Origin of the sequence: Sphingopyxis indica (assembly GCF_032879645.1) — a bacterium.
In the GTDB taxonomy this organism is placed as follows: domain Bacteria; phylum Pseudomonadota; class Alphaproteobacteria; order Sphingomonadales; family Sphingomonadaceae; genus Sphingopyxis; species Sphingopyxis indica.
This window is the reverse complement of sequence record NZ_CP076394.1, coordinates 4,221,224-4,247,665: the sequence shown is the minus strand read 5'-3', so window position 1 is coordinate 4,247,665 and position 26,442 is coordinate 4,221,224. Positions and strand designations below refer to the sequence as shown.

The following is a 26,442-nucleotide window of genomic DNA, read 5'->3' as shown; positions in this document are numbered from 1 at the left end:
ATGTTCCGACGCCCCACCATCCGCTACGGCCAGACGCCCGAACCCACGACACCCTATCAGCGCGCAGCCCAGCAATGGGACGACCGCATCGGCTCCGCGCGCGTGCAGGCGAAGAACTGGCGCCTCGCCTTCTTCGGCGCGCTGGCGCTCTCGGGCGGCCTTTCCGCCGGTCTCGTCTGGCAATCGGCGCGTGGGCATATCGTGCCCTGGGTGGTGCAGGTCGATCGGCTCGGCGAGGCCCAGGCCGTCGCCCCCGCCGAGGCGGGCTATCGCCCGACCGATCCGCAAATTGCGTTCCATCTCGCCCGCTTCATCGAGCAGGTCAGGGCGATCCCGGCCGATCCGGTGATCGTCCGCCAGAACTGGCTGCGCGCCTACGACTTCACGACCGATCGGGGCGCGGTGGCGCTCAACGACTACGCCCGCGCCAACGACCCCTTCGCCAATGTCGGCCGGGTGCAGGTCGCGGTGGACGTGTCGAGCGTGATCCGGGCATCGCCCGACAGCTTCCGCGTCGCCTGGACCGAGCGCCGCTATCAGGACGGCAGCCTTGCCGCCACCGAACGCTGGTCGGCGATCCTCACCATCGTCGTGCAGCCGCCGCGCACCCCCGACGCCCTGCGCAAGAATCCGCTCGGCGTCTTCGTCAACGCTTTGAATTGGTCAAGGGAGCTGTCGCAATGACGCACACGCCATTTCGCCGTTCCGCCTCGGCGGTCCTGCTTGTCTCCGCCACCGCGCTCGCCGGCTGCGCCACCACATCGGCGAAGCCGCCCGCGATTCGCTATGATGATCCGCCGCGCGAGATCGCGGCGACGCCGGCCGCGGAACCGCTCCGCGCCGTCGAGGTGGTGACGATCCCCGAACCCCTGCCGCTCCCCGGCCAATTGAAGCCGGTCGCGGCCGGGGCAGCGACTTCCGAGCCCGCCGATCCGCGCCGCCGTGTCGGGGCCGCCAACGCGGCCGCCCGCGTGCAGCCGGTGCGCGACGGTTTCCTCAACGCCATCCAGCAATATCCCTGGACGGACGGCGCGCTCTATCAGGTCTATGCCGCGCCCGGCCAGGTGACGGACATCGCGCTTCAGGAAGGCGAGCAGCTCGTGGGGCCCGGGCCGGTCGCGGCCGGCGACACCGTGCGCTGGATCATCGGCGACACGGTGAGCGGCAGCGGCGCGACGGCGCGCGTGCATATCCTGGCGAAGCCAACACGCCCCGACATTTCCACGAACCTCGTCATCAATACCGACCGGCGCACCTATCACATCGAATTGCGCGCGACCGCATCGACATACATGGCCTCGGTCTCATGGACCTATCCGCAGGACCAGCTCATCGCGCTGCGCGGCGCCAATGCCGCCGCTGCCCCCGTCGCGACCGGCCTCGACCTCGCGGCGCTCAACTTCCGCTACCGGATCGAGGGCGACCGCGTGCCGTGGAAGCCGGTTCGCGCCTTCGATGATGCAGCCCAAGTGTTCATCGAGTTTCCGGCCGGGATCTCGCAGGGCGAGATGCCGCCGCTGTTCGTGACCGGCGCGGCCGGCGATGCCGAGTTAGTTAATTACCGCGTGCAGGGCCGCTACATGGTGGTGGACCGGCTGTTCGCCGCCGCCGAGCTGCGCCTGGGCGACCGGCGCGGCGAGCAGCGCGTCCGCATCGTGCGCGACAATGGGCGCAGGGGGCGGCCGTGACCGATCCCGCCGACAATTCCCCGCCCGAGGCGGCCGCACCGCAAGCGCCGCGCCCCGATCCGCAAGCCTTCCAGCTTCGCGGCAACCCGCCGCGCGTCATGCGCCTGTCGCGCAAGGCGCTGGCCGCCCTCGGCGTCGTCGCCGGCCTCGGGATCGGCGGCTCACTGATCTATGCGCTCAAGCCGGCCGGCGAGAAGGAGGCCAAGGAGCTTTACAACACCGACAGCCGCGCCACGTCCGAGACCATCACGTCGGGACCGCGCGACTATAGCCAAGCGCCGAAACTCGGCCCGCCGCTTCCCGGCGACCTCGGCGGCCCGATCGTCTCGGCCCAGCAGCGCGGGGAGAATGTCCAGGTCCCGCCGGTCGGCGCCCAGCCCGATCCGCGCGCGCAGGCTGAGGAAGCCGCCCGCCAGCGCGCGCAGCAGGAGCGCGACGCCGCCCGCATGAGCGGCGTGTTCTTGGGTGGCAGCAGCGCCGGGGCCGCTGCGATGCCGTCTTTGCCGAACCTCGCGACGGCAGCGCCTGGTGCTCCTGCCTCACCGCAACCTGCCGAGACGGCGCAGGGCGACCAGGCCGCCAAGCGAGCCTTCTTGGCGCAGGCGTCTAATCAGCGGACGGTCAGCGTCGAACGCCTCGTGGCGCCGGCCTCGCCCAACATCGTGCAGGCCGGCAGCATCATCCCTGCCGCGCTCATCACCGGCATCCGTTCGGACCTTCCCGGCCAGATCACCGCCCAGGTAACGGCAAACGTCTATGACAGCCCTACGGGCCGCATCCTGCTCATCCCGCAGGGCACGCGGCTGATCGGCGAATATGACAGCGAGATCGCCGCCGGGCAGGCGCGCGTGCTGCTGGCATGGGATCGGCTGATATTGCCGGACGGCCGCTCGATCGTTCTCGAGCGCCAGCCCGGCGCTGATGCGGCCGGATATGCTGGCCTACAGGATCGCGTAAACCAGCATTGGGGCAATCTGCTGAAAGCCGCCGCCGTTTCGACACTGCTCGGCGTCGGTGCCGAATTGGGCGCGGATAGCGAGGACGAACTTACTCGCGCACTGCGTCGCGGCTCGCAGGACACCATCAACCAGACCGGCCAGCAGATCGTGCGTCGGCAGCTCAATGTGCAGCCGACGCTCACCATCCGGCCGGGGCATCCGTTGCGCGTGGTCATCACGCGCGACCTGGTGCTTGAACCGATCGGAGCGACACGATGACGAAATTGAAGTTGGGGCCGCTGGCCGACGATCGGCCGGTCAAGCTCTCCGTGGAGCTGCCCGCCGCCGTGCATCGCGATCTCGTCGCCTATGCCGCCGCGCTCGCAGCCGAGACCGGGGGAGCGCCGGTCCCGCCCGACAAGCTGGTCGCGCCGATGCTCGCCCGGTTCATGGAAACCGACCGCGCCTTTCGCCGGCACCGCGCGCAGGGGAAGTGAGAGCGCGCCGCCTGCCGTCAGTTGCCCATGAACTTCTTGAAGCGGTCGCGGCCTTCCGCCTCGATCACGGCCTGCTCGGCATTGGCGCACTCGCTGCCCCGCACCGAGCCTTCCGCGCATTGCCCCACGATCTCCCGTGCTTCATCGAGATGCGCCGCGAAATACTGCGTCCCGCGCGGTTCGGCCGGCTCCGGTGCGGCGGGGGCCGGACTCGCGAGGGCCGGCGCACGCTCGACGGGCATGATCACCGGGCGCAGCACGAAGCCCACGCCGAATCCGATGACCAGCGCGACCAGCACGATGAAGAGTGTCTTGCTTCGTGCCATGGCTATTCCTTTTCCGGTTGGTGATGTGATGGCTGCGGCATCAGAATGGGCGGCAGCGAATAGCGACCGGCCACGAGATCAAGGAAGCGCAGCAAGACGGGGTTGTCATTGTCTTCACGCCAATAGCCCGAGAAGCCGATCCGCATATGTCCATGACTGTCGTGGATTTCGCTGAACGTTACGCCTGGCACTTGGATACCCAAGGCGGATTCGGCGACAATCGAGAGACGCCCACCGAGCGCAATGGCGCTCAACATTGTCTCGCGTCCGATATCCTGCATGTCGATCTCTGGCATGCAACCGGGGACCCCAAGTTTGCCCATGAGGATGTTTCGGGTCTCTGGGCCGGGATCTCGTTCGGTCAGCAAAAAGTGTTCGCCGGTCAGGTCGGGCCAATGGATGCGTTCGCATTGGGTGAGTGGATGGCCTGCCGGCATTGCTACAAATATGCGCTCACTCCAGAAAGAACGGCTCATCAGACCCCGATAGGAGGCCTCCCCAATCATGATCGCGATATCGAGCAGGCCATTCTCGATCCCGGCCAACAGCATATCCCGATCGCGTTCAAAGCCGGATACTTTGACCTCGGGGTGGCGTTCGCCGAACTCGCTGAGCGTTGCCCGCAAGTTGCCGGCGGAGAAGGACGTATAGAAGCCTACGGCCAGCTTGCCGACGTGGCCGTTGTTCGTGGCGCGGACCCAGTTGTTCAGTTCCTCGAACTCCTTCACGATGCGCTGTGCCGTTCGCAGATAGGTTCTGCCATTCGGAGTCAGAGTGGCACCGCGGGTCTTGCGGTCGAACAGCGCCATGCCTAGCCGCTTCTCGATTTCGAGGACGTGTCGGCTGAGCGTTGCTTGCTTGATATTTATGCTGCGCGCCGCGCGACTGAAGCTACCGGCCTCGGCCGCCGCAATCAGGTAGCGGAGCTGGCGCAGCTCAATCACCGGGCTAACGGATCATCAGGCGGTGTCGTGAACTCCGTCCAGCCGCCACCCAGCGCCTTGTAGAGATTGATGAGATTACTGAGCCGCACCAGCTTGGAGCGGACCAAGGCTTGCTGTGACCCGTAAAGCGTGCGCTGCGCGTCGAGCAGGGCGAGGTTGTCATCCTCGCCTGAGTTGAGCCGCTGTTCCGCGAGCCTGTAGGCATTGCGGCTGGCATCGACCCGCTGCGTTTCCGATCGGATTTGGGCGTCCAAGGTTCCTTTGCCGGCGAGCCCGTCAGCCACGTCGCGGAAGGCGGATTGGATCGCCTTCTCATAGTTGGCGATTTCGATCCGTTTCTGCACGTCCGCGCGATCGAGGTTGGCTCTCAGCGCGCTGCCGCCGAAGATTGGAAGCGGCAGGGTGATGCGCGGCATGAAGCTCCATGCGCCCGACCCCGATGAGAACAGATCGTCGAGGCTCGCGCTCGCCGTTCCCGCCGAGCCGGTCAGACTGATCGTCGGGAAGAACGCTGAGCGGGCAGCGCCGATATTCGCGTTGGCGGCGCGCAGCGTATGTTCGACCGCGCGGATGTCGGGTCGGCGCGCCAGAAGGTCCGAGGGCACGCGATCGACCCGGCCGCCGACCGGCGCCGTGACCTGCGTAAAGGAAAGGTCGAGCCGTGCGGCGGCTACGGCCGCGCTACCGGCCTGCACCTGTGCGCGTGCGGCGTTCCGCTGCGCCAGCGCGTCGTCATAAGTCTTGCGCGAGATTGCGCCGGTCGCGACGAGTTGTTCCGAGCGGGTGAAATTGCTTTCGGCGAGCGTTGCGGAGGCTTGCGCCTGACGAAGCTGCGCCTGCGCCTGATCGAGCGCGACCTGGAATGGTCGCGGATCAATGCGGAACAGAAGCTGCCCCTTCCTGACGAGCACGCCTTCGGGGACATGGACGGAGACGATTGCGCCGCTGACGCGGGGCCGCAACTCGACGCTCTGGGGCGCCGATAGCGAACCGTTGAACTCGGCCGAGGGGGCAAGCTCGCGCACGACAACTTGCGCTACTGGCACTTGCGGCGCTGCCGCCGCTTGTGCGCCCTGATCGCCGCCCGATTTGCTACAAGCTGACGTAAGGCCGCCAATAGCCAAGGCTATGGAAGCCAGGAGTGCGCTTTTTGTCGGCATGATATTGCCTTTCAACTGTGCCGCGCCTTGTTCATCCGTTCCGCGGCGTCTGATCGATTCCTGTTCGCTTTGCGGCTTCCAGCGTTGGCAAGGTCAAGGATTATTTTCAACAATCATTCATATGAATATAGATAAATATGAAAGGATAGGCGATAGGTCGAAGGGGCACGCCGGCATGGCGCGTCGAGCGTCGCAATGCCATCCTTGGTGCGCATCGCGACGAGATTAGGCGCGGCGCATTGAAGCTCGCGCGTGTCCTCAATGATGACGACGCGGTCGGGACCCTTGGCGACTTCGGCTAGAAGCGCCGCTTGGTCGGCGGCCATGGTGCCCGACTGCACATAGTCATCGAGCAACGTACCGGCGGCGTAGGTCCGACGTGAGCCCGAAGTGATTCATCCCTTGACCTTCCAAACGTTGGAAGAAGCATCGGTCTGCGGCAACAAACGAATCAATGCGGAAAGTCAGGAATTCCCGGATTCCTGAAGCCGTCCCTCAACCGCCGACGCCGTCATCGGCTTCTCCGAGCGCAAAAATGACGCTGCCATTTGCTCGTCATCGCCACGGCCAGCTCATGGTGGTGCTTGACTGCATCGAGTTGACATCAAACAAATGAACACATATTCATGTGCACATCTTATGGCTCCGTTTGAGATCGACATGCCCCATTCCCACAGCCACCACGATCACGATCACGCAAGACGGGAGCATGCCCATTTTCGCGATCTCGCGGGAGGACGTGCGATGCCTAGCAAGTCACCTATGTTTCGGAACCAGCCACGATGATGGCGCTCGTGCGGGTCGCGCTAACGCGACCGCTGACCTTCATCGTGATGGCCGTGCTGATCTTTGGCCTCGGCATCCTGTCCGTTCTGAGGATGCCGGTCGACATCTTCCCGCGCATCGGCGTGCCGGTGATCGCGACCGCCTGGACCTATAATGGGCTGTCGCCCGAGGACATGGCCGGACGGATCATCAATCCGTTCGAACGCGTGCTGACCACGACCGTCAACGACATCGACCGGATCGAGAGCCAGTCGATGAACGGCGTTGGCGTCGTGCGGATTTACTTCCAGCCAGGCGCGGACATTCGCACCGCGACCGCGCAGGTCACGTCGATCTCGCAGGCCATTTTGCGTCAGCTTCCGCCGGGCATCTCTCCGCCGTTCATCGTCAACTATGACGCCTCGACCGTGCCGATCGTCCAGCTCGCCCTCTCCGGCGAAGGGCTGAGCGAACAGCAGCTCTACGATCTCGGCGTCAATCAAATCCGCCCGCAGCTCATCACCGTGCCGGGCGTCGCCATGCCCTTCCCATTCGGCGGCAAGCAGCGTCAGATACAGATCGACATCGACCCTGAGGCGCTGCGCGCTCGCGGCCTGTCCGCCGGCGACGTCGCGGCGGCGATTGCCGCGCAAACCCAGATCATCCCGGCGGGCTTCGCCAAGGTCGGCGGCCTGCAATACACCGTCAGGCTCAACAATGCGCCGGGCTCGGTCGAGCAGTTGAACAATCTGCCAGTTCGCGTGGTCGACGGCGCGACGATCACCATGCGCGACATCGCCCAAGTCCGCGACGGCGCGCCGCCGCAAATGAACATCGTCCAAGTCGAAGGCCAGCGGTCAGTCCTGATGACCGTGCTCAAGAGCGGTGCGGCCTCAACCATCGATATCGTCAATACGGTTCGCGAGCGTATCCCACAGATCACCGAGGGCCTCCCGGAAACGCTGCGCGTCCAGCTTATCGGCGACCAGTCGGTGCTGGTGAAGGCGGCCGTCTCCACCGTGGCCTATGAGGGTGTGTTGGCCGCCGTGCTGACCTCGCTGATGATCCTGCTGTTTCTGGGATCGTGGCGATCGACGATCATCATCGTGACCACGATACCCTTGGCGATCCTCGCCGCGTTGTTGGCGCTGAGCGCGACCGGCCAGACGATCAACATCATGACGCTGAGCGGCTTGGCTCTGGCCATCGGCATATTGGTCGACGACGCGATGGTCACGATCGAGAACATCAACTGGCACCTTGAGAAAGGGAAGCCGGTTCTACGCTCGATCATGGACGGCGCGGCGCAGATCGTGACGCCCGCCTTCGTGATCGTGACGTGCATCTGCATCGTCTTCGTGCCGATGTTCTTCCTGCCGGGCGTCGCAGGCTATCTGTTCGTGCCGCTGGCACTGGCGGTGATCTTCTCGATGATCGCCTCGTTCATCCTGTCGCGCACGCTCATCCCGACGATGGCGATGTATCTGCTACGCCCGCATCGGGAGGGCGAAGAGGCCGAGCGCGCCCGCTCGCGCAATCCACTCGTCCGGTTCCAGCATCGCTTTTCGACCGGGTTCGACAGGCAGAAGGACCGCTTCGGGCGGGTGCTTTCCCGCGTGATGTCCGCACGGCGCATCTTCATCCCGGCGTTCCTCGGCGCGATGGTGGCGTCGCTGCTGCTCATTCCCACACTTGGCCGCGACTTCTTTCCCACTGTGGATGCTGGGCAAATCACCCTGCATGTGCGCGCGCCGGCAGGCACGCGCATCGAGGACAGCACGGCGCTGATCTCGCGGGTGCAGACGCGGGTGCGCGAATTGATCCCCGCCGAGCAGGTTGAATCGGTCGTCGCCAATGTCGGAATGTCCTCCGCGCTGCTCAACGTCATCTACAACAATACGGGGACGGTGGGACTGAACGAGGGCGATATCCTCATCTCGCTCGGGCGGAACCGAACCGCGACGGACACGCATGTCGCCACTTTGCGGCGCGAGCTGCCCGTGAGCTTTCCGGGCGTTGATTTCTCCTTCCTGCCTGCCGACATCACCAGCCAAATCCTGAACTTCGGCTCGCCAGCGCCGATCGATATCCAGGTGCGCGGCCGGAATCTCGCGGCGAACGAAGCTTATGCGCAAGCGATCCTCAAACGCGTTCGGACCGTGCCCGGCCTCGCCGACGCCCGACTCCAGCAATCCTCGCGCGCGCCGCAGCTCAACATCGACATCGATCGCTCGCGGATCGCGCAATACGGGCTCAACCAGCGTGACGTAACCACCAGCGTCGCGACCGCCCTAGCCGGCACGCAGCAGTCTGCGCCGGTTTACTGGCTCAATCCCGAAAACGGGGTGTCCTATCCTGTCGTGGCGCAAGTCCCCGAACTGGAGGTCGACACGATCGCTGCGCTGGAAGCGCTGCCGGTTTCGGCGACGGGCGCCGGGGAGGCCCAGACGCTGGGCGGTCTTGGCGCCGTGACTCGCAATACGACCATCAACGTAGCGAGCCGAGCAGACATCCAGCCGGTCATCAACATCTATGCCACGCCGCAGGCTCGCGACCTGGGCGCCGTGGCCGGCGACATTCATCGCATCATTGCCGAGATGGATGCCGAGCGCCCGGCCGGCGTAACCGTCACGCTGGCGGGACAATATGAGACGATGAACCACGCCTTCTCCGGTCTCGCTTTCGGGCTGATCGGCGCGATTATCCTCATCTACCTCGTGATCGTCGTGACCTTCCAGAGCTGGATCGACCCGCTGGTCATCATCGGCGCGCTGCCGGCCGCCTTCGCCGGCATCGTCTGGATGCTGTTCGTGACCGGCACGACCATCTCCGTGCCCGCGCTCACCGGCGCGATCATGTGCATGGGCGTCGCCACCGCCAACTCCATCCTGGTGGTCAGCTTCGCACGCGAACGCCTAGCCGAGACCGGCGACGCCACCCGCGCCGCGATCGAGGCGGCGGTGGTCCGTTTCCGCCCCGTGCTGATGACCGCGCTCGCGATCATCATCGGCATGACCCCCATCGCGCTCGGTATCGGCGAGGGCGCCGAGCAGAACGCTCCGCTCGGCCGCGCGGTGATCGGCGGCTTGATCTTCGCAACCGTGGCGACACTGCTGCTCGTGCCGGCGCTGTTCAGCATCGCCCATCGCAAGGGCGCGCCTTCCTCACCCGCAAGGGAGCTTGAACTCCAGCATGTCTGATCCAACCCCAAAGAAGCGCGCCGGCCTTTATCTCGGCGCGGCCGGTCTCGTGATTGCCGCACTGGTCGGAGGCGGCCTCGTTTCGCGCGGCATGGCCGAAAGCGAACAGGCAGCCATCGCGGCCGAGAACGCGCTGCCCACCGTCAGCCTGGTTCAGCCCCGCGTGTCCGAGGGAGGCGAGATCGTGCTGCCGGGCAGTCTCGATCCCTATAATCGCGCCGCGATCAACGCGCGGGTGAGCGGCTATGTGCGCGAATGGCGCGCGGACATCGGGGACCGGGTGCGGCGCGGGCAAACGCTCGCCATCCTCGATGCGCCCGAGATCGACCAGCAGCTCGCGCAGGCCCAGGCGGCCTATCAGACCGCGGCCGCTGATCGCGGGCTGGCCGAAACCACGGCGGCGCGCTGGAACAATCTGCTCGAAAAGGACGCCGTGTCCCGGCAGGAAGCCGATGAGCGGCAGGGGCAGTTTGCCGCTGCCGATGCGCGCGCACGGGCCGCTCAGGCGGACGTCGGCCGGCTGAGGGCGCTGACCGGATTTACGCGGCTGACGGCGCCGTTCGATGGCGTCGTCACCAGCCGCTCGGCCCAGCTCGGCGCCTTGGTCCAGACGGGCGCGCCGGGGGTGGAACCCTTGTTCACCGTTGCCGACGTCAGCCGCCTGCGCCTCTATGTGCGCGTACCGCAAGCTTTTTCGGGAAGGCTGGTGCGCGGCACGCAAGCGATGTTCACCGTGCCTGACAGACCGGGCGAGGTGTTCGAGGCCACACTGTCCCGTCTCTCCGAGGCGGTGGACCGCCAATCCGGCGCAATGCTGGTGGAATTTCTGGTCGATAACGGCGCTCGACGCCTGAGACCCGGCAGCTACGCGGAGGTGCGGGTGTCCGTGCCTGGCGGCGCCGAAACGGTCCAGGTGCCGGCGAGCGCCCTGATCCTCGGTTCCGACGGCGCGCGGGTCGCCGTGGTCGATGGCCAGGGTCAGGTCGCGCTTCGGGAGGTTGCGGTGGGTCGCGACCAGGGCGCGACCATCGAGATTATCTCGGGGCTACGTCCAACCGACCGCATCGTTCAGACCCCTCCCGACGCGCTGGCCACCGGCGACAAGGTCCGGGTAGTTCCCGCACGGCAACCGGCGGCTCCGAATGCGCAGCGCTAGGATAGCATTCGTCGCCGCGATCGGCCTCGGCGGCTGCGCCACCCTGCCGCCGATGCAAACGCCGGCAATCGAGACCCCGGCAAGCTTCCGCCATGTGGAAGGATGGACGACGGCCGCGCCCGGCGATCATCTAGACCGTGGCGAGTGGTGGCGCGGATTCGCGGACCCGGTGCTCGACGAGCTGATGGCGCGGCTGGACGAGCGGACCCCGACGCTCGCGGCCGCGCTTGCCCGTTACGACCGGGCGTTGGCGGCGGCACGGCTCGACCGCTCCAACCAGTTGCCGAATGTCGATCTGACCGGCGGGGCTTCGCGCGAGCGGCTTTCAGCCGGACGATCGATCGGAGCTGGCGAGCCCGTAATCGCGAACCAGATCCTCTTCGGTGTTGGTCTCGATTATGAGTTGGACCTTTGGGGCCGGGTCCGCAACAGCGTGCGCGCCGCTACGGCGGATGCCGAAGCGCAGGAGGCCGCCTTGCGCTCGGCGCGGCTCAGCCTTCAGGCTTCGGTCGCCGATCTCTATGTCCAACTTCGCGCCGTCGATGCCGAGCAGGTCCTGCTGACCAGGACCGTGGCCGCCTATGCGCGCGCCGATGATTTGATCCGCACCCGCCACGAAGGCGGCATTGCCTCTGGCGTGGACCGTAGCCGATCGACGGCCCAGCTCGCCGATGCCCGCGCCCGTCTGGAGGCGCTACGGGCGCAGCGCGCGGGGATCGAGAACCGGATCGCGGCGCTGGTTGGCGAGAGCGCCTCTGTTTTCGCCATCGATCCCGCGCAACGAAGCCTTGCGCTGCCTGACCTGCCGCCGTCCCTGCCCTCCGAACTTCTTCAGCGCCGTCCCGACATCGCCGAGGCGCAGCGCCGCCTGGTCGCCGCCAATGCGCGGATCGGCGTCGCGCGGGCCGCCTTCTATCCGCGCATCAGCCTCGGGCTCGGCGCGGGGTATCAGGCGGTCGAGGCGCCGATCGTCAGCGCGGATACTGGTTTCTGGGCGCTCGGGCCGATCACCACGATCTTCAATCTGTTCGACGGTGGCGGACGGCGAGCGCGGCTGGCCATCAGCCGGACGGACTATGAAGAACTCGCCGCGGGCTACCGCCAGACCGTGCTGGATGCGTTCCGGGAGGTGGAGGATGCCCTGTCTCGCATGGATGCCTTGACGGGTCAGGATCGCGAGCAGCGCATAGCCGCCCAAGCGGCGGCGCGGGCTGAGAGCCTGGCGCTTGATCGCTATCGCGACGGCGCGGCCGACTATCTGGAGGTGACGACGGCCCAAACCGCCGCGCTCGCCGCGCAACGCGCCAGCATCACGGTCGAATATGATCGCGCCCGAACGGCAATCGCCTTGATCCGGGCGCTGGGAGGCGCGACCCCGGACGACACATGACGGAGAAGCGCCGCCCTTCACGACGAGACCTACTGCAAATCGGCGGGGTGGTCGCCATAGGTTATGGCGTCAGCGTTTTTCTGAAGGCGACCGCACCACTCGGGATCAACGCGTCCGCTTGTTGTCGGACTTGTTGACCACGGCTTAGCGGGAGCGGCGCCGCATCGTGGAGCGGTGTCGAATATCTGATTCGTTTACGGTCGGTGCCGAAGGCGGCCCGTTGCCGCCGGCACGGATGCTGGCGCGGCGCCGGGTTCCTCCAGATCGGCAAGGATCGGGCAGTCAGGCCGATCATCGCCCGCGCAGCAATCCACCAGCGTTCCGAGCGTCGCGGCCATCTGGTTCAGATTTTCGATCCGCTCCTGAAGCTGGGCGATATGGGCCTGCGCGATCCGCTTCACATCGGCGCTCTGGCGGGCCTTGTCCCGCCAGAGGCTCAGAAGATCGTTGATCTCCGCGACCGAGAAACCGAGATCACGCGCCCGCCGGATGAACCGCAGCATATGAACATCCGATGGCGAGTAATCGCGATAGCCGGAGTCCTTGCGATCGGCTTTCGGAATGAGGCCGGTCTGCTCGTAATAGCGGATCATCTTGGCGGAGACGCCCGACGCCTTGGAGGCTTGTCCGATGTTCATGCCGTTCCTCCTGTCTCGCGTGGCTGAAAACCGCGCAGGCGCAACGAATTACCCAAGACGAAGATGCTCGACATCGCCATAGCACCCGCCGCGAACACCGGCGAGAACAGGATGCCCAGGCTCGGATAGAGCACGCCTGCCGCGACCGGGATCAGCGCCGTGTTGTAGGCGAACGCCCAGAACAGGTTCTGGCGGATATTGCCAATCGTCGCGCGCGACAGGGCGATGGCCGTCGCCACACCGTTCAGATGGCCCGACATCAGCACGACATCGGCCGCCTCGATCGCGATATCCGTGCCGGTGCCGACCGCTAGGCCGACATCGGCAGCCGCCAGCGCGGGCGCATCGTTGATGCCATCCCCGACGAAGGCGACGCGGCCATGCTCGGCCTTGAGCCGGGCTATCGCCTCCACCTTCCCTTCGGGCAGGACTTCGGCGACCACTTCGTCGATACCGAGCTGGCGGGCGATAGCCTCGGCCGTCATGCGGTTGTCGCCGGTCAGCATCGCAACCTTGAGGCCGAGCGCGTGCAGCGCCGCGATGGCTGCCGGCGTGGTCGCCTTGATCGGATCGGCCACCGCGATGATCGCGGCAAGCCGCCCGCCAATGGCGGCATAGAGCGGCGACTTGCCTTCCTGCCCCAACCGCTGTGCTGTCTCCGCAAAGGCGGCCACGTCCAGCCCAAGCTCGCGCATGTAGCGATCGGCACCGATCTGGACCAGCTCGCCACCCGCCACCGCCTTGACACCGAAGCCGGTGATAGAGTCGAAGTCGGTAATCGCGGGCAGCGCAATACCTTCCGCCTTGGCCGCGTCGACGATTGCGCGGGCGATCGGATGCTCCGACTTGTCCTCGACAGCGGCGACCAGACCCAGCACCGCCGCCCGGTCGAAGCCGTCCGTCACTTGCAGGTCGGTGAGCGCGGGACGACCTTCGGTCAGCGTGCCGGTCTTGTCGACCGCGACAACCCTGGCGTCCTTCAGCAGTTGCAGCGCCTCGCCCTTGCGGAACAAGATACCCAGTTCCGCTCCGCGCCCGGTGCCGACCATGATGGCGGTCGGCGTCGCCAGCCCCATAGCGCAGGGGCAGGCGATGATGAGCACGGCGACCGCATTCACCAGTGCAAAGGTCAGTGCGGGCGACGGGCCGAACCACAGCCAGGCTGCGAAAGTCAGCGCCGCCACACCGAACACGGCGGGGACGAACCACATCGTCACCTTGTCGACCAGCGCCTGAATCGGCAGCTTCGATCCCTGCGCCTGCTCGACCATGCGGATGATCTGCGCCAGCATCGTCGCGCCGCCAACGGCGGTGGCGCGGAACGCCAGCGCGCCCTGCTGATTGACGGTGCCGCCGACCAGCGTGGCGCCCTCAGCCTTGGCGACCGGGATGGGTTCGCCGGTGATCATCGACTCGTCGACATAGCTCTCGCCCTCGGTCACTTCGCCATCGACGGGGATGCGCTCGCCGGGACGCACTTCGATAATGTCGCCGGTGATGACCTCGCTAATGGAAACCTCGAACACCGCGCTGTCGCGGCGCACGCGGGCGGTCTTGGCCTGCAATCCCACCAGCCGCTTGATCGCTTCGGAGGTGCGGCCCTTGGCACGGGCTTCGAGGTAACGGCCCAACAGGATCAGCGCAACGATGACCGCCGCCGCTTCATAATAGACGTTGACCGTCCCGGCGGGCAGCAGACCGGGCGCGAAAGTCGCGACCAGCGAATAGCCGTAGGCGGCCAGCGTGCCGACGGCAACCAGCGAGTTCATGTCCGGCGCCAGCCGCGCCAGCGCGGGCAGGCCCGCCTTGTAGAAACGGATGCCGGGGAAGGCGAGCACCAGCGTCGTCAGGACGAACTGGAGATACCAGCTTGCCTGCATGCCGATCGTGCGGTCGATCAAGCCATGGACGCCGGGAATGACGTGGCTGCCCATTTCGAGCAGGAACACCGGCAGCGCCAGTACGGTCGCAAGGGTGAGATCGCGCTTCAGCGCCCGGCGCTCGGCGTCCTTCCGCTCGGCCGCTTCCTCGTCGCCAGAAACGCTGGCCTCAATTGGGCGCGCTGTATAGCCCGCGCCCGCGATCGCTGCGATGAGCGCCTCAACATCGGCCGCGCCGCGCACGCTCGCGCGTTCGGTCGCTAGGTTGACTATCGCCTCGGTGACGCCGGGGACAGCTTTGAGCGCCCGCTCCACGCGACCGACGCAGGATGCGCAGGTCATTCCCTCCACCGCCAGTTCGATGCCGGCGACAGATGGCACGCTGTAGCCGGCGGCCTCGACGGCCCGCACCAGCGCCTTTCGGTCGACGGCGGCGTTTGCTCGAATGTCGGCGCGTTCGGTCGCCAGATTGACGCTGACGGACTGTACGCCCTCGACCTTGCTCAGCGACCGTTCGATGCGGGCCACACAGGACGCGCAGGTCATGCCCTCAATCGGCAAGCTGATCGCCGAATCGATGGATTCGTCCGAATCTCTCAGGGTTTCTGCGGCTATCATGGCTCGATACTCCACACTTCACGATTGGAATTTGTCGCAAGATGCAGGTTCCATTGATGGGAAGGTCAAGGGCAAAATATATCCTGACCTGATGAGAGCAAGCCGCCCTCGCAAGCACATGGCTCAACGGTAGGGCCGTGATCTCCTTTCCGATAGCGACCGCGAAAAACGGCCTTGACCCTCCAACGATGGGAAAGATTAGCTTGTGATCCGTTGTCAGGAACAATGGAGATTTCCCATGCAATTCCACGTCGAAAACATGAGCTGCGGTTCATGCATCAAGCACATCGCGCAAGCGATCACCGCGATCGACGCCAATGCGAAGGTCGAGGTGAGTATCGCGGACAAGAAGGTCACGGTCGATACCGTGGCTAGCGCGCAAGCTATCGAAGTCGCGCTCGCCGAGGACGGCTATCCCGCGCGCGCTATTGAAGTGGCATAGGGAGGCGTAGCCATACCACCAGGTCCGACCGGGCGGATGACGGCTGTCGTCCGTCCGGCATTTCCGGCCCTTGTTCCCGTTTCCGAAAATCGGGCACCTGCAGGACATAGAGACATGACACCATTCATTGAGCGCAGGTCGTTTTTACGAGCGGGAGCCATCGGCATAGCCGGACTCGGCATCACGGGGCTTGTTCCCGCCTGGGCCAGAACCGGCTCGACCGGGCTTGTACCGACCCTGCCCACACTCTCGGGCGAGGATATTCACCTCAGGATTGCCAATACGCCTTTCACCGTAGGCGGGCGGACCGGTCACGCCGTGACTATGAATGGTGTATTGCCCGCGCCGCTGATCCGGCTGCGCGAGGGGCAGAATGTGCGGTTGCACGTCGAGAACACGCTCGACGAGGACAGCTCGATCCACTGGCACGGGCTGCTCGTGCCATTCCAGATGGACGGCGTGCCCGGCCTCAGCTTTCCGGGGATCAAGCCGCGTTCGACCTTCGTCTATGACTTTCCGTTGCTGCAAAGCGGCACCTATTGGTATCACAGCCATAGCGGCCTTCAGGAACAACAGGGCCATTATGGTCCGATCGTGATCGATCCCGCCGAGCCCGATCCGATCGCTTATGATCGCGAGCATGTGATCGTGCTGAGCGACTGGACGTTCCTGCATCCGCACGCTCTCATCACCAAGCTCAAGGCGGAAGGCGGCTACTTCAATCGCCAGAAACAGACATTGTTCGGCATGATGAAGGGCGGCCCCGAGGAGGAAATGTCGGCATCGGACCGCGCCATGTGGGCGCAGATGCGGATGGACCCCACCGACATTTCCGACGTGACGGCCGTCACCTACACCTATCTCATCAACGGTCATGGCCCGCAGGAGAACTGGACCGGCCTGTTCCGTCCCGGCGAGCGGGTGCGGCTGCGCTTCATCAATGCCGCCACCATGACGATCTTCAATATCCGTATCCCCGGCCTGCCGATGACGGTGGTCAGCGCCGATGGCCAGAATGTCCGACCCGTAACGGTCGACGAGTTCCAGATCGGCAATGCCGAAACTTATGACGCCATCATCGAACCCGCCGAGGACAAGGCGTTCACGCTGGTGGCGGAATCGATCGATCGTTCCGGCATGGCGAGCGCCACGCTCGCATCCCGTATGGGGATGACGGCGCCGATTCCGCCGCTGCGCCCGCGTCCCACGCTCACCATGAAGGACATGGGCATGGGCGGCATGGACCACGGATCAATGGCGGGAATGGACCATAGTGCCATGGGCCATGGCGCGATGGCGGCCGGGGCAGACGCGGTGACAGCAGACCATGGCGGGATGGATCACAGCGGCATGGATCATGGCGGTTCCCATTCGATGGGCGGCATGAACATGCGTGACAAGTCTTTGGTTCCCGACAGCGTCAAGGTCGGTGTGGGCGTGGACGCCATCGCCATGGCGCCGGTCGATCGCACCGGCGATCCGGGGCTGGGCCTCGAAGATGTCGGCCATAAGGTGCTGACCTATCGCGATCTGATGTCCTTGACGCCCAATCCCGACACGCGCCCGCCGCAGCGCACGGTCGAGGTCCACCTCACCGGCAACATGGAACGGTTCATGTGGTCGTTCGATGGCGAGAAGTTCAGCGAGGGCGTGGAACCGATCCGCTTCGAGCGCAATGAACGCGCCCGCGTTACCCTCATCAACGACACGATGATGACCCATCCCATCCACCTGCACGGCCATTTCTTCGAACTGGTGAACGGTCATACCGGCAGCTATCCGCGCAAGCACACCGTCAATGTGCTGCCGGGCGGCAAGGTCAGCTTCGACCTGACCGCCGATGCGCCCGGCGACTGGGCGTTTCACTGCCATCTGCTGCTCCACATGCACGCCGGGATGTTTCGCGTCGTCACCGTCCGTCCGCTCGACGGAGACGCGGCATGATGCGGCTCGTGGGCATCGCTCTCCTCGCCGTCGCGACTCCCGCTTGGGCGCAACACGATCACCGGAGTCATGCTGGCGCCTCACAGCAGGACCCGGCCGATTCCCATGCGGGGCATCGTATGGACGGTGCCGAAGGCAATCCCCATGCGGGGCACGACATGCCGCCGGAACCCTCCGCAGCGCCCGATCCTCATGCCGGCCACGCCATGCCTTCAGCCGCGCCGATGGAAGCGCACCAGGCCCATGCAGGCCATGAACCGGGCATTCCCGACCCGCCGGTGCGCGGGCCATCGGCGGCGGCCATGGGCGGCCCCGATCACGCCGCCGATGCCATATTCGGCGCGGCGGCCATGGCTCCGGCGCGCGAAATCGTGCGCCGCGAACATGGCGATATCAAAAGCCACAATATCCTGATCGATCAGCTCGAAGCCGTGATCGGCAAGGGCAAGGACGGCTATGCCTGGGACGTGCAGGGCTGGTATGGCGGCGATATCGACAAGCTCTGGCTCAAGACCGAAGGCGAAAGCCACTTCGACGACAGCCCGGAAAGTGTCGAGGCGCAGGCGCTCTGGAGCCACGCGCTCGATCCGTGGTGGAACCTCCAGGCCGGCATACGCCACGATTTTCGGTCCGGACCGGACCGCACCTACGCTGTCATCGGCGTTCAGGGCCTTGCCCCTTACTGGTTCGAGATCGACAGTGCGCTGTTCCTGTCCGACAAGGGTGACGTCACCGCGCGAATCGAAGCGGAATATGACCAGCGCCTGACCCAGAAGCTGATCCTCCAGCCAACCGCCGAACTGAACTTCTCCGCGCAGGACGTTCCCGAGCTGGGCATCGGTTCCGGGCTGTCCACCGCCGAGTTGGGGTTGCGTCTGCGCTACCAGTTCGTGCCGGAGTTCGCACCCTATATCGGCGTGAAATATGAACGCGCCTTTGGCGACACGGCGGATTTTCGCCGCGCCCGCGCTGAAAGCAGAGGTGGGTGGAATTTCCTGATCGGAATCCGGTCCTGGTTCTGAGGGATATGGTTATCGGACCGGCGGGCCTGATCGAGGTGCGCCGGTCCTCCTGTCTTTCTGTGAACAAATATTACTGGGCGCGATCATTCGTCGTCGTGATCCTCATCCATATGGCTGGCCATGTCGATGAGCATGGTGCTCACATGGGCATCCGCCACTTCATAGAATATCTGCTTGCCGTGTCGCTCGCTACGGACGAGGCGCGCGCCGCGCAGGAGGCGCAGATGGTGGCTGACCAGCGTTTGCGACAGATCGAGGCTTTCGGCGATGTCGCCCACCGATCGCGGCGTTTGCAGGCAATAGAGCAGAATACGCAGGCGGGAGGGATCGCCCAGCAAGCGGAAAGTTTCGGCCAGGATCGTTACGTCGTGGCTCGACAGTCCCTGAGAATGCTTAGGATTGCCATGATCGTCAGAGTTGGTGGTGTCGGACATCAGGAGCCTCTTATACGTGAATATATGACGATGTGTAGATTTATGATCCTTCTAGGGCCAGCCTTGACCACCCGCTAGCCAACCAATTGCCGGTTTTCCTCGATCATCCCCTTGCACTTGTGGAACCGGCTTGCCGGAGCAGCAGCGGAATGAGGCTCGTCGCGATTACCGGGAAAATCAGCCAATTGATCGCCATCCAACCCGAGCTGTGCAAGATCGTGCCGGCAAGAAAGGAAACAGCCGCTGTGGTCGCGAAGGCCGAGTCCGAACAGGCTGACGGGGAAGGTAACCCAGGCGGGATCGGGCGAGAGTTGCTGACCGACCAGCCCGCCGAGCGACATCACGATCGGCGGGCTGGCGCCGCCCAAGGCTTGCGCGGCAGTGAGAACAGCGATGTTCCTGCGGGCGTTTGGTTCCCGTTCATTGCCAAGAGCCACCTTCAGGCACCGGGAGGCAGTCTGACAGAGCATTTCAGATAGGCTGCACCAACGTCCGCCTATCAGTGGGAGCAAGCGTGTTTCACGCCGCCGTGGCTGTGGCTGGGATGGTCGTGCCCAGGTCCGCGTCCCTCATCCCGCTTGCTGCCGGGAGCGAGGCTGCACGTCTCGCCTTCCTCGTTCCAATCCACCGCTACAGTGGCGTGCTCGATCTCGAAATGGCTCTCCAACTCGCGTTCCACTGCACGCACCACTACGCGGGCCTCGGTGTCGTTCGCCGGTCGGACGTGCATCGTCGCCAGCGTGCGGCCCGACGTGATCGACCAGACATGGATATGGCCGACCGCAGCCACGCCCGGCACATGCTCCAGAATATGGCGCTCGATCTTCTCCGGCGCCGCGCCGTCGGGCGCGCCTTCGAGCAGGATGTGCAGCGACTTGCCCGCCAGTTTCCATGCGCTACGCAGTACCAGCAGGGAGACGACCACCGACAGGATGGGGTCGATCGGCGTCCAGCCCGTCAGGTAGATCACGATCGCCGCGCCCACGGCGCCGACCGAGCCGAGCAGGTCGCCCATGACGTGGAGCGCCGCGCCCTTGATGTTGACATGCTCGCTGTCGCCGCGCGTCAGAATCCAGAAGACGAGGATATTGACCAGCAGCCCCGCGATCGCGACCCCGAACATCGGGCCGGCAAGGATCGGCTGCGGCTCCTGAAAGCGCTGCCAGGCTTCATAGACGATCCAGCCGACGATCGCGAACAGGGTGACGGCGTTGACGAAGCCGGCGATCACCTCGAAACGCAGATAGCCGAAGGTGCGTTTGGAATCAGCCGCGCGCTGGCCGAAACGGAAGGCGGCATAGGCGAGCGCCAGCGCCGCCGCGTCGGTCATCATATGGCCGGCGTCCGCCAGCAGCGCCAGCGACCCTGAAAGCAGACCGCCCACGACCTCGACCGCCATGAAGGTGAAGATCAGGCCGAACGACAGCAGCACCTTGCGCTCATTGTCGCTGGTGATGGTCGGCGTGTGCGAATGATCGTGGTCGTGATCGTGGCCATGACCATGGTCGGCGTGCGAGTGGGCCATTATCGAGCTTTCATGACATATACATTAAACACATCAATATGTGTTCATATAATGTATGTCAATATGCCTATGTGCCGATGGATAATGACCCGGCCGACCTCTTGTTCTTTAGACAGTTTTGGGGATGAAAGCCGCATCGGTCTAGGAGCGGCCTGCATCCCATACCATCGTGTGCAATTGTCAGGCGGCCAGCCGTTGTGACGTTTCAGCTTGTGCTGTTGAGTCTTGATGGGGCGTCAGAAACCGAACCAACGCAGCCTTACGCGAGCCCCGATCAAGCGCATAATGTGTATGTGTCAGCTCAGCACCATTGAGCAGCGCATGGATGTAGCCGGACACCGTATCGGCCGCCATGACGAGGGCTGCATCGAGCGTATGCACATAACGGCTGGTGATAGAGCCGGTGGCATGGCCGAGAAGCGCCGCGATGGTGATCTCGGTGAAACCAAGGTCGTTCGCCAGGCTGGCGAAGCTGTGGCGCAGTACATGAGCGGTGATGTCCGCCAGCTCCGTCCCGGCGAAGATCTTTTCCCAATGCCGAGGGAAGCTGCCGAACGGCTTGGCCAGGTTCCGCTCGCCGGGAAACACATAGGGGCTGTCGCCGCTCATGTCCCGCTCGTCGAAATACTCCAGCACCGGCAAGCCCATCGGCCGCACGGACTGACCTTCCTTCGTATCCTCGAACCGGAAGCAACTCCCCACGGTGTCGAGTTCCGTTTTGCGCAGCTTGATGACCTCACTGCGCCGGCAACCCGACATGGCGATCTGACGGATCATCTCCACGGTGCGCGTGTAGCGTTCATCCTCGGCGGCATTGGCAAGGATGCGCCCGAGGGCGCGATACTCGTCCTCGTTCAGACGGCGCTGGCGCACGGCGTCCTTGGGCTTGCGGATGCCATGCGCCGGATTGACCTCGATGATGCCCAGGTCATCCCGTGCATAGGTGAAGATGCCACCCAGGAGACCGACGGTGCGGCTAGCGACGCCGATGCCGCCCCGTACGATCGACTTACCGCGCAGTTTCTCCGTCTTCTCGATCCCGCGCGTCTTGCCCGCCATGATGTCCTTCATCATGGTCGTCACGTCGGCCTTGGTGACGTGGGTGACGCGCTTCTTGCCCAGGAGTGGGATGATGTGGCGGTTGATCCGGCCGAGGTCGGTGATCTTGGTGCTGGCCTTCTTCGGCCGCCCGCCCTTGCCGAGGATGCGGCCGGCTTCGAGTTCCGCGATATACAGCTCGCAAAGCTCCTTTACCGAGATCGCCTTGCGCGCGCTGTTCCGGTTTTCGAGGGGATCGTTCCCCTTGGAGACTTCGGCCAGGGCTTGAATGGCCAGCGTGCGCGCTTGCTCGGCGGTGATCTGTCCGTGCCGGCCCAGCTTCATCCGCCGCCGCACATTGTTGGCGTTTCGATAATCGACGAAGTAGGTCCGGGTGCCGGAGGGCAGGACGAAGACGCCAAAGCCCTTCAGCTCGCCGCACCAAACGGTGTATTGACGGTCGCGTGGTTCGGACTTGTCCACGACGGTTTTCGTAAGTTTCGACATAAGTACCTCGCTAGTGCGGGCTCAAAAACTCACCAAAATCTCACCACCGTATCGAAAACTGTGGGTGTCGTTGGCGTAGCACAGAGAACCCTTACGATCAATAAAATGCTGTATAAACAGCGTGTTATCGTACTCTAGCGTTGGATTGGTAAGCCTGTCGTAGCGTTGTGGTTCTAGCTCCGAAGGCGGAGGCCACAGGTTCGAATCCTGTCGAGTGCGCCAATTTTCCCTCAAATATCAGCGCCTTATCGGCCATCGGCAATCGTGGTCATGCGAAGCGTTGGCTGGCCACGGAAGCACCTTGCGCTCAACTCCCCCCGATTCTCCTTGGTTTTGCGTGGTTTCTGTAGCTTCTTGCGGAAGCGCCTCTCTCATTGGACGGCGCCCGTCCGCGTCGTTGTCGAATCGAGCGTATCAGGATCGCAGACCGGACCCGCGAGCAGATCATGATCGTTCCGTTTCGGCGCAACGGGAAAGAAACGTCTTCTCTCTATCGCTGGAAACGAGAGGGAGAAGAATGTCCGACGAACTCGCTGATGCCCAAGCCTGGTACGATCGCGCGCAGCACCACACCGCTGAGTATCGTTCGCTCGCCTATGGAGAGAATGACCGGACATGGCAGCTTCGCCACCATAGGGGCGATGATGATCGTCACATCTACTCGCTGCACTTCAATCGCGGACTGTTTCCCCAGCTGAAGCCGATTGCTTGCGAGGCTGCGAACGCCATGTTCCAGTCGCTCGACAACATCATCGCCACGGCCGCCCGGCAGGCTGGGGTGCCACGTTCCCCTCAGATCGCCTGGCCATGGGCACTTCAGCCCGATACCGACTCCAATTTGGCAGGCGCCGTGAAACCCGCGATCGACACCCGCCTGCAGGACATGCGCAAACGCGGGATGCCCGAAGCCTGGCTGTATCTGGTCGCTGCAACCTTCGCCGAGCACGCGGCAGGCCTTGTCCACATTGATGTGGTCAAGGAAGTCTCCCTCAGCGGCAAGCATTGGGAACTGGTGCCAACGAAGGCGAACGCGGTCGCAATCGGTTGGCATCTACAGGGAAACGCCGCCCAGAGCTTCGCGGACATCCCGGCGGATCACTTCGAGACCGAAGATGTTTTCGTCTTTCATGAAGGTGACCCCATCGAGGTGAGTCAGTTTCAGATCGTCTCGGGAACGAAGCTCATCGCGCCGGGAAAGGCGCACCAGCCGGAGCCGATTTCTGCCTTCGGGTATACGTCGCGCTTTGTTGAGACGGCTCTCGCCAATGCAAGAGTGCTTCTGGCGACGTGACCTTACCTATCGTTCACGCCGATGCTCGCTCATCCGACGTAATCAGAAAACTGGCCATCCATTGCCGTTCTTCCGGTGACGGATCAAATGCAACGCCTTCGCCCATCGGCTTCCAGTAGCGGCAGTTCCCGATTTCATCATGGAACACCAGCTCGGCCGTCAGGAACAGCATCCACACATTGCCGCGCATCGAACTCACAATGAAGCTGAGGGCTTCATCATCCGGCGTATAGCGCCGGATCGGTTCGAACGCGGCATGAACCGGCCCGATATGAACGAACTGATTGCTCAACATGCCATAATACATGCCAAGCGGCTCCAGCACCTCCTTTGCCCATCCGACGCATTTTGTGGATTGCAGCGTGCCGGCGTGAAACTGTTCCAGAGCCGTGGGCCGGATCGCGATCGCGATCACCGTGGCGATCGTCTCGATCAATGACCGGGCAAGCATCCCATATTGACGCCGGTAGCCATGCCGAGCGACCTCAATGCTCGCCAGATAGGTGCTCATCGCACTCGACAGCAGCCGGGACACCGTCGCCTTGTATCCATTGTCGTCCAAGCGCGGCAGATGCCGAACGCACAGGCCGGCTGCCAATCCGAATACCGCGCTGCACGCCGCGATATCGTCCTTGGCCACCAGATCGAACGATCGCCGGATCTTCGGGCCATCACGCCTCAATTGATTCTGGATCATGTCCTTGGTGGTGAACACGAAACGCTCGTTATCGGTGTCGATGTGAAGCGTCGCCACCTTGTCGCGCGGGGGGAATTTCGGTCTTGCGCCTCGGGTGTCGCGCCTGGATCGCCTGCTCATAGAAATACTGCGCTTCCGTCCGACGTGTCGCCCTTGGCGACGATAGTCAGCGCATGATCGGGCAATGGGCGCTGCAACGCCGCGACTTCATCCCAAGGCGCGTTGAGCCAGCTATCCCATTCCTCCTTTTCGGTCAGGATCACCGGCATTGCCTTGGGGTGATAGCGCCCCACCTCGGCATTGGCCTCCGTGGTCAAGAAGCCGAACAGATCGCAGCTTATCTCGCCTTCGGCCTTTTTCCGAACCGAGGTCCAATGGGTCCATATCCCCGCAAAGAATGCGAGCGGCCGATCCTCGTTCAGTGCGAACCAGACCGGCTTGCGGTCGCCGCCGAGTGACTGGTCCGGCTCCCTGAACGAAGTGAACGGCACCAGACAGCGTGATTGAGGTCCGAGCCAGCGGCGCCAGTGCGGACTTTTCGTATTGCGGACGTTAGTCACGCCCTTGTCGACCGATTTGCCTTCGAGCGCGAAGGCCGGCGCGGGCATGCCCCATCGCGCCATCACCATTTTCCGGGCACCTTCCTGGTTGCGGACAATGGGCGCCGGGTAATCAGGACAGATCCCGGCCATCTCCGGCAGGTTGCCCGTGTGGTCGGCCATGACCTCGGCGAGTTCGCGAATCGCCGCCTGACCATTGACCAGAGAGTAGAGGTCGCACATCTCCGCATCATGCCGCCGTTTCTGTGCAGGGCAATCGATACCCTCAGCCTACTCTGGCCGGAAGGGATTGAAGGGAAAGGCTTCCCCTGACCGCAAGCCCGCGACGCGGTCTTTCGCTACCCCTGCGAGCGGGGGCATGCCGCCCCCGCAACGCCCCCGCGAGAGTGAGAGGAAAGCCGGATTTTCGTGACGGGTTGAGCGTCGCGAGAGAGGCTCGGGACCGACCCGTCGCGGAGATACGCGATGGCGCGCAAGTTCAAATCCCGGCAGTCAGGTCCTGACCGGCCGACCCTCTATCAGGACATCACCGACCAGATCATCGCCGAGTTGGAAGCTGGCCGCGTTCCCTGGGTGCAGCCCTGGGCCTCGGCCAAGGCCCCGCTCCAGATACCGCACAACGCGTCGAGTAGCCGCTGCTACTCGGGCATAAATATTCTCATCCTTTGGCACGCGGTGGTCTCGCGGGGATTTTCGAGCAACGCCTTCCTGACCTTTCGCCAGGCGCTCGAACTCGGCGGCAATGTCTGCAAAGGCGCGACCGGAACCACTGTCGTCTATGCCCACCGCTTCACCCCCAGCGCTGAACGGCGCCAGGCCGCCGAGGAAGGCCGCACTCCAGGCACGATACCGTTCCTGAAGCGCTTCACGGTGTTCAATCTGGACCAGTGCGAGGGCCTGCCTGACGCCTATACCGCCGAGATCCCGCGACCCGATCCCGATCAGATCCTTCCCGAGGCGGAAGCCCTGATCAAAGCGACGGGCGCGGATTTCCGTGTTGGCGGAGATCAGGCATATTATGACGTTGCGAACGACCGGGTCTGCGTCCCGCCGCCGTCGCGCTATTTCGATCCGATAAACTGGAATCGGACGGCTTTTCATGAACTCGGTCACTGGACGGGCAGCAAAGAGCGCCTCGACCGGGATCAGAGCGGCCGCTTCGGTTCGGAGACATATGGACGTGAGGAACTGGTCGCCGAGATGGCCGGCGCCTTCGTCTGCGCTGCGCTCGGCATCGAGCCCACTGTCCGCCATTCCGATTATATCGGGGCGTGGCTCGACATCATGCGCGCGGATGATCGCGCGATCGTTCGCGCCGCCAGCGCCGCATCGAAGGCAGCCGACTATCTGCTCGCCTTCCGCGATGCCGCCGGAGCTGAGGCCCGAAGTGCTCTGAGCGAACGGAGGGCGGCATGATCCTCCTGACCCCGGAGCTGCGCGCGCAGCTCATCGCCAATGCGGCCGACCCTGACGGTGACCATCTGCCGGTCGCGAAATTCTTCAACCCCGTAGGCGCGGGCGTGTGGCTTGTGACCATGCTCGAACCCGATGGCGACACGCTCCACGGCATCGCCGATCTCGACATGGATTGCGTCGAATATGGCGTGTTCAGCCTGGCCGAACTGCAAGGCCTCGACGTCGGGCTCCAGCTCGGCGTCGAGCGTGACATCCTGTTCGAGACGACGGCGCCGATCTCAGTGTGGATCGATATCGCCGACATCGCCGGCGGCATCCGGGCGGCTGAACGCATCATCGCCCGCCTCGAGCGGGAGGGCTGACCCC

At 64.3% G+C, this 26,442-nt stretch carries 24 protein-coding genes and 1 pseudogene; 13 read left to right on the top strand and 12 right to left on the bottom strand.

The window, feature by feature from the left end; genetic code table 11:
• Genes trbF through KNJ79_RS20255 form a run of 4 tightly spaced genes read left to right on the top strand, consistent with a single transcriptional unit; the run spans position 1 to position 3,123 of the window.
• Positions 1 to 684 carry a conjugal transfer protein TrbF gene (gene trbF, locus KNJ79_RS20270; RefSeq protein ID WP_012049883.1) on the top strand — a complete coding sequence of 228 codons (684 nt, stop codon included), beginning with the start codon at positions 1 to 3 and terminating at the stop codon, positions 682 to 684.
• Positions 681 to 1,688 (top strand): P-type conjugative transfer protein TrbG, encoded by a 1,008-nt coding sequence (gene trbG, locus KNJ79_RS20265; RefSeq protein WP_017502077.1) that lies wholly within the window; start codon positions 681 to 683, stop codon positions 1,686 to 1,688. Before trbF ends, trbG begins: the two co-directional genes overlap by 4 nt.
• A complete protein-coding gene (locus KNJ79_RS20260) occupies positions 1,685 to 2,905 on the top strand; it encodes a TrbI/VirB10 family protein (protein WP_017502076.1) in 1,221 nt (406 codons plus the stop codon). Before trbG ends, KNJ79_RS20260 begins: the two co-directional genes overlap by 4 nt.
• The gene (locus KNJ79_RS20255) at positions 2,902 to 3,123 is read left to right on the top strand and encodes a DUF2274 domain-containing protein (RefSeq protein ID WP_017502075.1); all 222 of its coding nucleotides are present in this window, start codon (positions 2,902 to 2,904) and stop codon (positions 3,121 to 3,123) included. The genes KNJ79_RS20260 and KNJ79_RS20255 overlap by 4 nt, the downstream gene beginning before the upstream one ends.
• A gap of 17 nt (positions 3,124 to 3,140) precedes the next feature.
• Here the strand turns inward: KNJ79_RS20255 and KNJ79_RS20250 are convergent, their stop codons facing one another.
• From KNJ79_RS20250 to KNJ79_RS20235, 4 genes and pseudogenes are all read right to left on the bottom strand, one after another.
• Entirely contained in the window at positions 3,141 to 3,449 is a 309-nt protein-coding gene (locus tag KNJ79_RS20250) for a hypothetical protein (RefSeq protein ID WP_317152351.1), read from the bottom strand.
• A gap of 2 nt (positions 3,450 to 3,451) precedes the next feature.
• Complete coding sequence (locus KNJ79_RS20245) at positions 3,452 to 4,393, bottom strand: LysR family transcriptional regulator (RefSeq protein WP_282499690.1); 942 nt, start codon at positions 4,391 to 4,393, stop codon at positions 3,452 to 3,454.
• Positions 4,390 to 5,568: an efflux RND transporter periplasmic adaptor subunit gene (locus KNJ79_RS20240; protein WP_317152350.1), complete on the bottom strand. Its 1,179-nt coding sequence runs from the start codon at positions 5,566 to 5,568 to the stop codon at positions 4,390 to 4,392. Before KNJ79_RS20240 ends, KNJ79_RS20245 begins: the two co-directional genes overlap by 4 nt.
• A gap of 170 nt (positions 5,569 to 5,738) precedes the next feature.
• Positions 5,739 to 5,933, bottom strand: a pseudogene (locus KNJ79_RS20235) (P-type conjugative transfer ATPase TrbB); the annotation flags it as partial.
• A gap of 402 nt (positions 5,934 to 6,335) precedes the next feature.
• On the opposite strand from KNJ79_RS20235, the gene KNJ79_RS20230 reads away from it, so the two are divergent.
• From KNJ79_RS20230 to KNJ79_RS20220, 3 genes are read left to right on the top strand one after another with little or no spacing between them, the layout of a single operon-like run.
• Positions 6,336 to 9,518 carry an efflux RND transporter permease subunit gene (locus KNJ79_RS20230; RefSeq protein ID WP_017502070.1) on the top strand — a complete coding sequence of 1,061 codons (3,183 nt, stop codon included), beginning with the start codon at positions 6,336 to 6,338 and terminating at the stop codon, positions 9,516 to 9,518.
• Positions 9,511 to 10,674 (top strand): efflux RND transporter periplasmic adaptor subunit, encoded by a 1,164-nt coding sequence (locus tag KNJ79_RS20225; protein WP_017502069.1) that lies wholly within the window; start codon positions 9,511 to 9,513, stop codon positions 10,672 to 10,674. The genes KNJ79_RS20230 and KNJ79_RS20225 overlap by 8 nt, the downstream gene beginning before the upstream one ends.
• Positions 10,661 to 12,064 carry an efflux transporter outer membrane subunit gene (locus KNJ79_RS20220; protein WP_017502068.1) on the top strand — a complete coding sequence of 468 codons (1,404 nt, stop codon included), beginning with the start codon at positions 10,661 to 10,663 and terminating at the stop codon, positions 12,062 to 12,064. Before KNJ79_RS20225 ends, KNJ79_RS20220 begins: the two co-directional genes overlap by 14 nt.
• A gap of 194 nt (positions 12,065 to 12,258) precedes the next feature.
• Here KNJ79_RS20220 and cueR read toward each other — a convergent pair whose 3' ends face one another.
• Positions 12,259 to 12,702 carry a Cu(I)-responsive transcriptional regulator gene (cueR, locus tag KNJ79_RS20215; RefSeq protein WP_017502067.1) on the bottom strand — a complete coding sequence of 148 codons (444 nt, stop codon included), beginning with the start codon at positions 12,700 to 12,702 and terminating at the stop codon, positions 12,259 to 12,261.
• Complete coding sequence (locus KNJ79_RS20210; protein WP_282499687.1) at positions 12,699 to 15,200, bottom strand: heavy metal translocating P-type ATPase; 2,502 nt, start codon at positions 15,198 to 15,200, stop codon at positions 12,699 to 12,701. The genes cueR and KNJ79_RS20210 overlap by 4 nt, the downstream gene beginning before the upstream one ends.
• Before the next feature lie 238 nt (positions 15,201 to 15,438).
• Between KNJ79_RS20210 and KNJ79_RS20205 the strand changes: the two genes are divergently transcribed.
• The 3 genes from KNJ79_RS20205 (at position 15,439) to KNJ79_RS20195 (ending at position 18,608) form a co-directional block, all read left to right on the top strand.
• Positions 15,439 to 15,642, top strand: a complete 204-nt coding sequence (locus KNJ79_RS20205; RefSeq protein WP_017502065.1) for a heavy-metal-associated domain-containing protein — start codon at positions 15,439 to 15,441, stop codon at positions 15,640 to 15,642.
• A 114-nt stretch (positions 15,643 to 15,756) separates the two neighbouring features.
• A complete protein-coding gene (locus KNJ79_RS20200) occupies positions 15,757 to 17,586 on the top strand; it encodes a copper resistance system multicopper oxidase (protein ID WP_026109362.1) in 1,830 nt (609 codons plus the stop codon).
• Entirely contained in the window at positions 17,583 to 18,608 is a 1,026-nt protein-coding gene (locus KNJ79_RS20195; protein ID WP_151885000.1) for a copper resistance protein B, read from the top strand. The genes KNJ79_RS20200 and KNJ79_RS20195 overlap by 4 nt, the downstream gene beginning before the upstream one ends.
• Positions 18,609 to 18,691: 83 nt before the next feature.
• Here the strand turns inward: KNJ79_RS20195 and KNJ79_RS20190 are convergent, their stop codons facing one another.
• The 4 genes from KNJ79_RS20190 to KNJ79_RS20175 all read right to left on the bottom strand — a co-directional run bounded on the left by KNJ79_RS20190 (position 18,692) and on the right by KNJ79_RS20175 (position 22,112).
• On the bottom strand, positions 18,692 to 19,042 hold the full coding sequence (locus KNJ79_RS20190; protein WP_017502062.1) for an ArsR/SmtB family transcription factor: 351 nt from the start codon (positions 19,040 to 19,042) through the stop codon (positions 18,692 to 18,694).
• 74 nt (positions 19,043 to 19,116) lie between these two features.
• The gene (locus KNJ79_RS20185; protein WP_228220262.1) at positions 19,117 to 19,479 is read right to left on the bottom strand and encodes a hypothetical protein; all 363 of its coding nucleotides are present in this window, start codon (positions 19,477 to 19,479) and stop codon (positions 19,117 to 19,119) included.
• A 62-nt stretch (positions 19,480 to 19,541) separates the two neighbouring features.
• Positions 19,542 to 20,567 carry a cation diffusion facilitator family transporter gene (locus KNJ79_RS20180; protein WP_017502060.1) on the bottom strand — a complete coding sequence of 342 codons (1,026 nt, stop codon included), beginning with the start codon at positions 20,565 to 20,567 and terminating at the stop codon, positions 19,542 to 19,544.
• Between the two features lie 180 nt (positions 20,568 to 20,747).
• Positions 20,748 to 22,112 (bottom strand): tyrosine-type recombinase/integrase, encoded by a 1,365-nt coding sequence (locus KNJ79_RS20175; RefSeq protein WP_017502059.1) that lies wholly within the window; start codon positions 22,110 to 22,112, stop codon positions 20,748 to 20,750.
• A 517-nt stretch (positions 22,113 to 22,629) separates the two neighbouring features.
• On the opposite strand from KNJ79_RS20175, the gene KNJ79_RS20170 reads away from it, so the two are divergent.
• The gene (locus tag KNJ79_RS20170; RefSeq protein WP_317152349.1) at positions 22,630 to 23,403 is read left to right on the top strand and encodes a hypothetical protein; all 774 of its coding nucleotides are present in this window, start codon (positions 22,630 to 22,632) and stop codon (positions 23,401 to 23,403) included.
• Positions 23,404 to 23,416: 13 nt separating this feature from the next.
• Here the strand turns inward: KNJ79_RS20170 and KNJ79_RS20165 are convergent, their stop codons facing one another.
• Entirely contained in the window at positions 23,417 to 24,157 is a 741-nt protein-coding gene (locus tag KNJ79_RS20165; RefSeq protein WP_317152348.1) for a hypothetical protein, read from the bottom strand.
• A gap of 59 nt (positions 24,158 to 24,216) precedes the next feature.
• Entirely contained in the window at positions 24,217 to 24,882 is a 666-nt protein-coding gene (locus KNJ79_RS20160; protein WP_317152347.1) for an SOS response-associated peptidase, read from the bottom strand.
• A gap of 243 nt (positions 24,883 to 25,125) precedes the next feature.
• On the opposite strand from KNJ79_RS20160, the gene KNJ79_RS20155 reads away from it, so the two are divergent.
• Both KNJ79_RS20155 and KNJ79_RS20150 read left to right on the top strand, forming a co-directional pair.
• Positions 25,126 to 26,076: an ArdC family protein gene (locus tag KNJ79_RS20155; protein WP_317152346.1), complete on the top strand. Its 951-nt coding sequence runs from the start codon at positions 25,126 to 25,128 to the stop codon at positions 26,074 to 26,076.
• Entirely contained in the window at positions 26,073 to 26,438 is a 366-nt protein-coding gene (locus KNJ79_RS20150) for a DUF2958 domain-containing protein (RefSeq protein WP_317152345.1), read from the top strand. Before KNJ79_RS20155 ends, KNJ79_RS20150 begins: the two co-directional genes overlap by 4 nt.
• The last annotated feature ends 4 nt before the right edge of the window (positions 26,439 to 26,442 follow it).

Excerpts from the sequence above, each read along its gene's own strand:
- trbF (WP_012049883.1), top strand. The coding sequence starts at position 1 with ATGTTCCGACGCCCCACCATCCGCTACGGCCAGACGCCCGAACCCACG.
- trbG (WP_017502077.1), top strand. The coding sequence starts at position 681 with ATGACGCACACGCCATTTCGCCGTTCCGCCTCGGCGGTCCTGCTTGTC.
- KNJ79_RS20255 (WP_017502075.1), top strand. The coding sequence starts at position 2,902 with ATGACGAAATTGAAGTTGGGGCCGCTGGCCGACGATCGGCCGGTCAAG.
- KNJ79_RS20250 (WP_317152351.1), bottom strand. The coding sequence starts at position 3,449 with ATGGCACGAAGCAAGACACTCTTCATCGTGCTGGTCGCGCTGGTCATC.
- KNJ79_RS20230 (WP_017502070.1), top strand. The coding sequence starts at position 6,336 with ATGATGGCGCTCGTGCGGGTCGCGCTAACGCGACCGCTGACCTTCATC.
- KNJ79_RS20225 (WP_017502069.1), top strand. The coding sequence starts at position 9,511 with ATGTCTGATCCAACCCCAAAGAAGCGCGCCGGCCTTTATCTCGGCGCG.
- KNJ79_RS20220 (WP_017502068.1), top strand. The coding sequence starts at position 10,661 with ATGCGCAGCGCTAGGATAGCATTCGTCGCCGCGATCGGCCTCGGCGGC.
- cueR (WP_017502067.1), bottom strand. The coding sequence starts at position 12,702 with ATGAACATCGGACAAGCCTCCAAGGCGTCGGGCGTCTCCGCCAAGATG.
- KNJ79_RS20210 (WP_282499687.1), bottom strand. The coding sequence starts at position 15,200 with ATGATAGCCGCAGAAACCCTGAGAGATTCGGACGAATCCATCGATTCG.
- KNJ79_RS20205 (WP_017502065.1), top strand. The coding sequence starts at position 15,439 with ATGCAATTCCACGTCGAAAACATGAGCTGCGGTTCATGCATCAAGCAC.
- KNJ79_RS20200 (WP_026109362.1), top strand. The coding sequence starts at position 15,757 with ATGACACCATTCATTGAGCGCAGGTCGTTTTTACGAGCGGGAGCCATC.
- KNJ79_RS20195 (WP_151885000.1), top strand. The coding sequence starts at position 17,583 with ATGATGCGGCTCGTGGGCATCGCTCTCCTCGCCGTCGCGACTCCCGCT.
- KNJ79_RS20190 (WP_017502062.1), bottom strand. The coding sequence starts at position 19,042 with ATGTCCGACACCACCAACTCTGACGATCATGGCAATCCTAAGCATTCT.
- KNJ79_RS20180 (WP_017502060.1), bottom strand. The coding sequence starts at position 20,567 with ATGGCCCACTCGCACGCCGACCATGGTCATGGCCACGATCACGACCAC.
- KNJ79_RS20175 (WP_017502059.1), bottom strand. The coding sequence starts at position 22,112 with ATGTCGAAACTTACGAAAACCGTCGTGGACAAGTCCGAACCACGCGAC.
- KNJ79_RS20170 (WP_317152349.1), top strand. The coding sequence starts at position 22,630 with ATGTCCGACGAACTCGCTGATGCCCAAGCCTGGTACGATCGCGCGCAG.
- KNJ79_RS20160 (WP_317152347.1), bottom strand. The coding sequence starts at position 24,882 with ATGTGCGACCTCTACTCTCTGGTCAATGGTCAGGCGGCGATTCGCGAA.
- KNJ79_RS20155 (WP_317152346.1), top strand. The coding sequence starts at position 25,126 with ATGGCGCGCAAGTTCAAATCCCGGCAGTCAGGTCCTGACCGGCCGACC.
- KNJ79_RS20150 (WP_317152345.1), top strand. The coding sequence starts at position 26,073 with ATGATCCTCCTGACCCCGGAGCTGCGCGCGCAGCTCATCGCCAATGCG.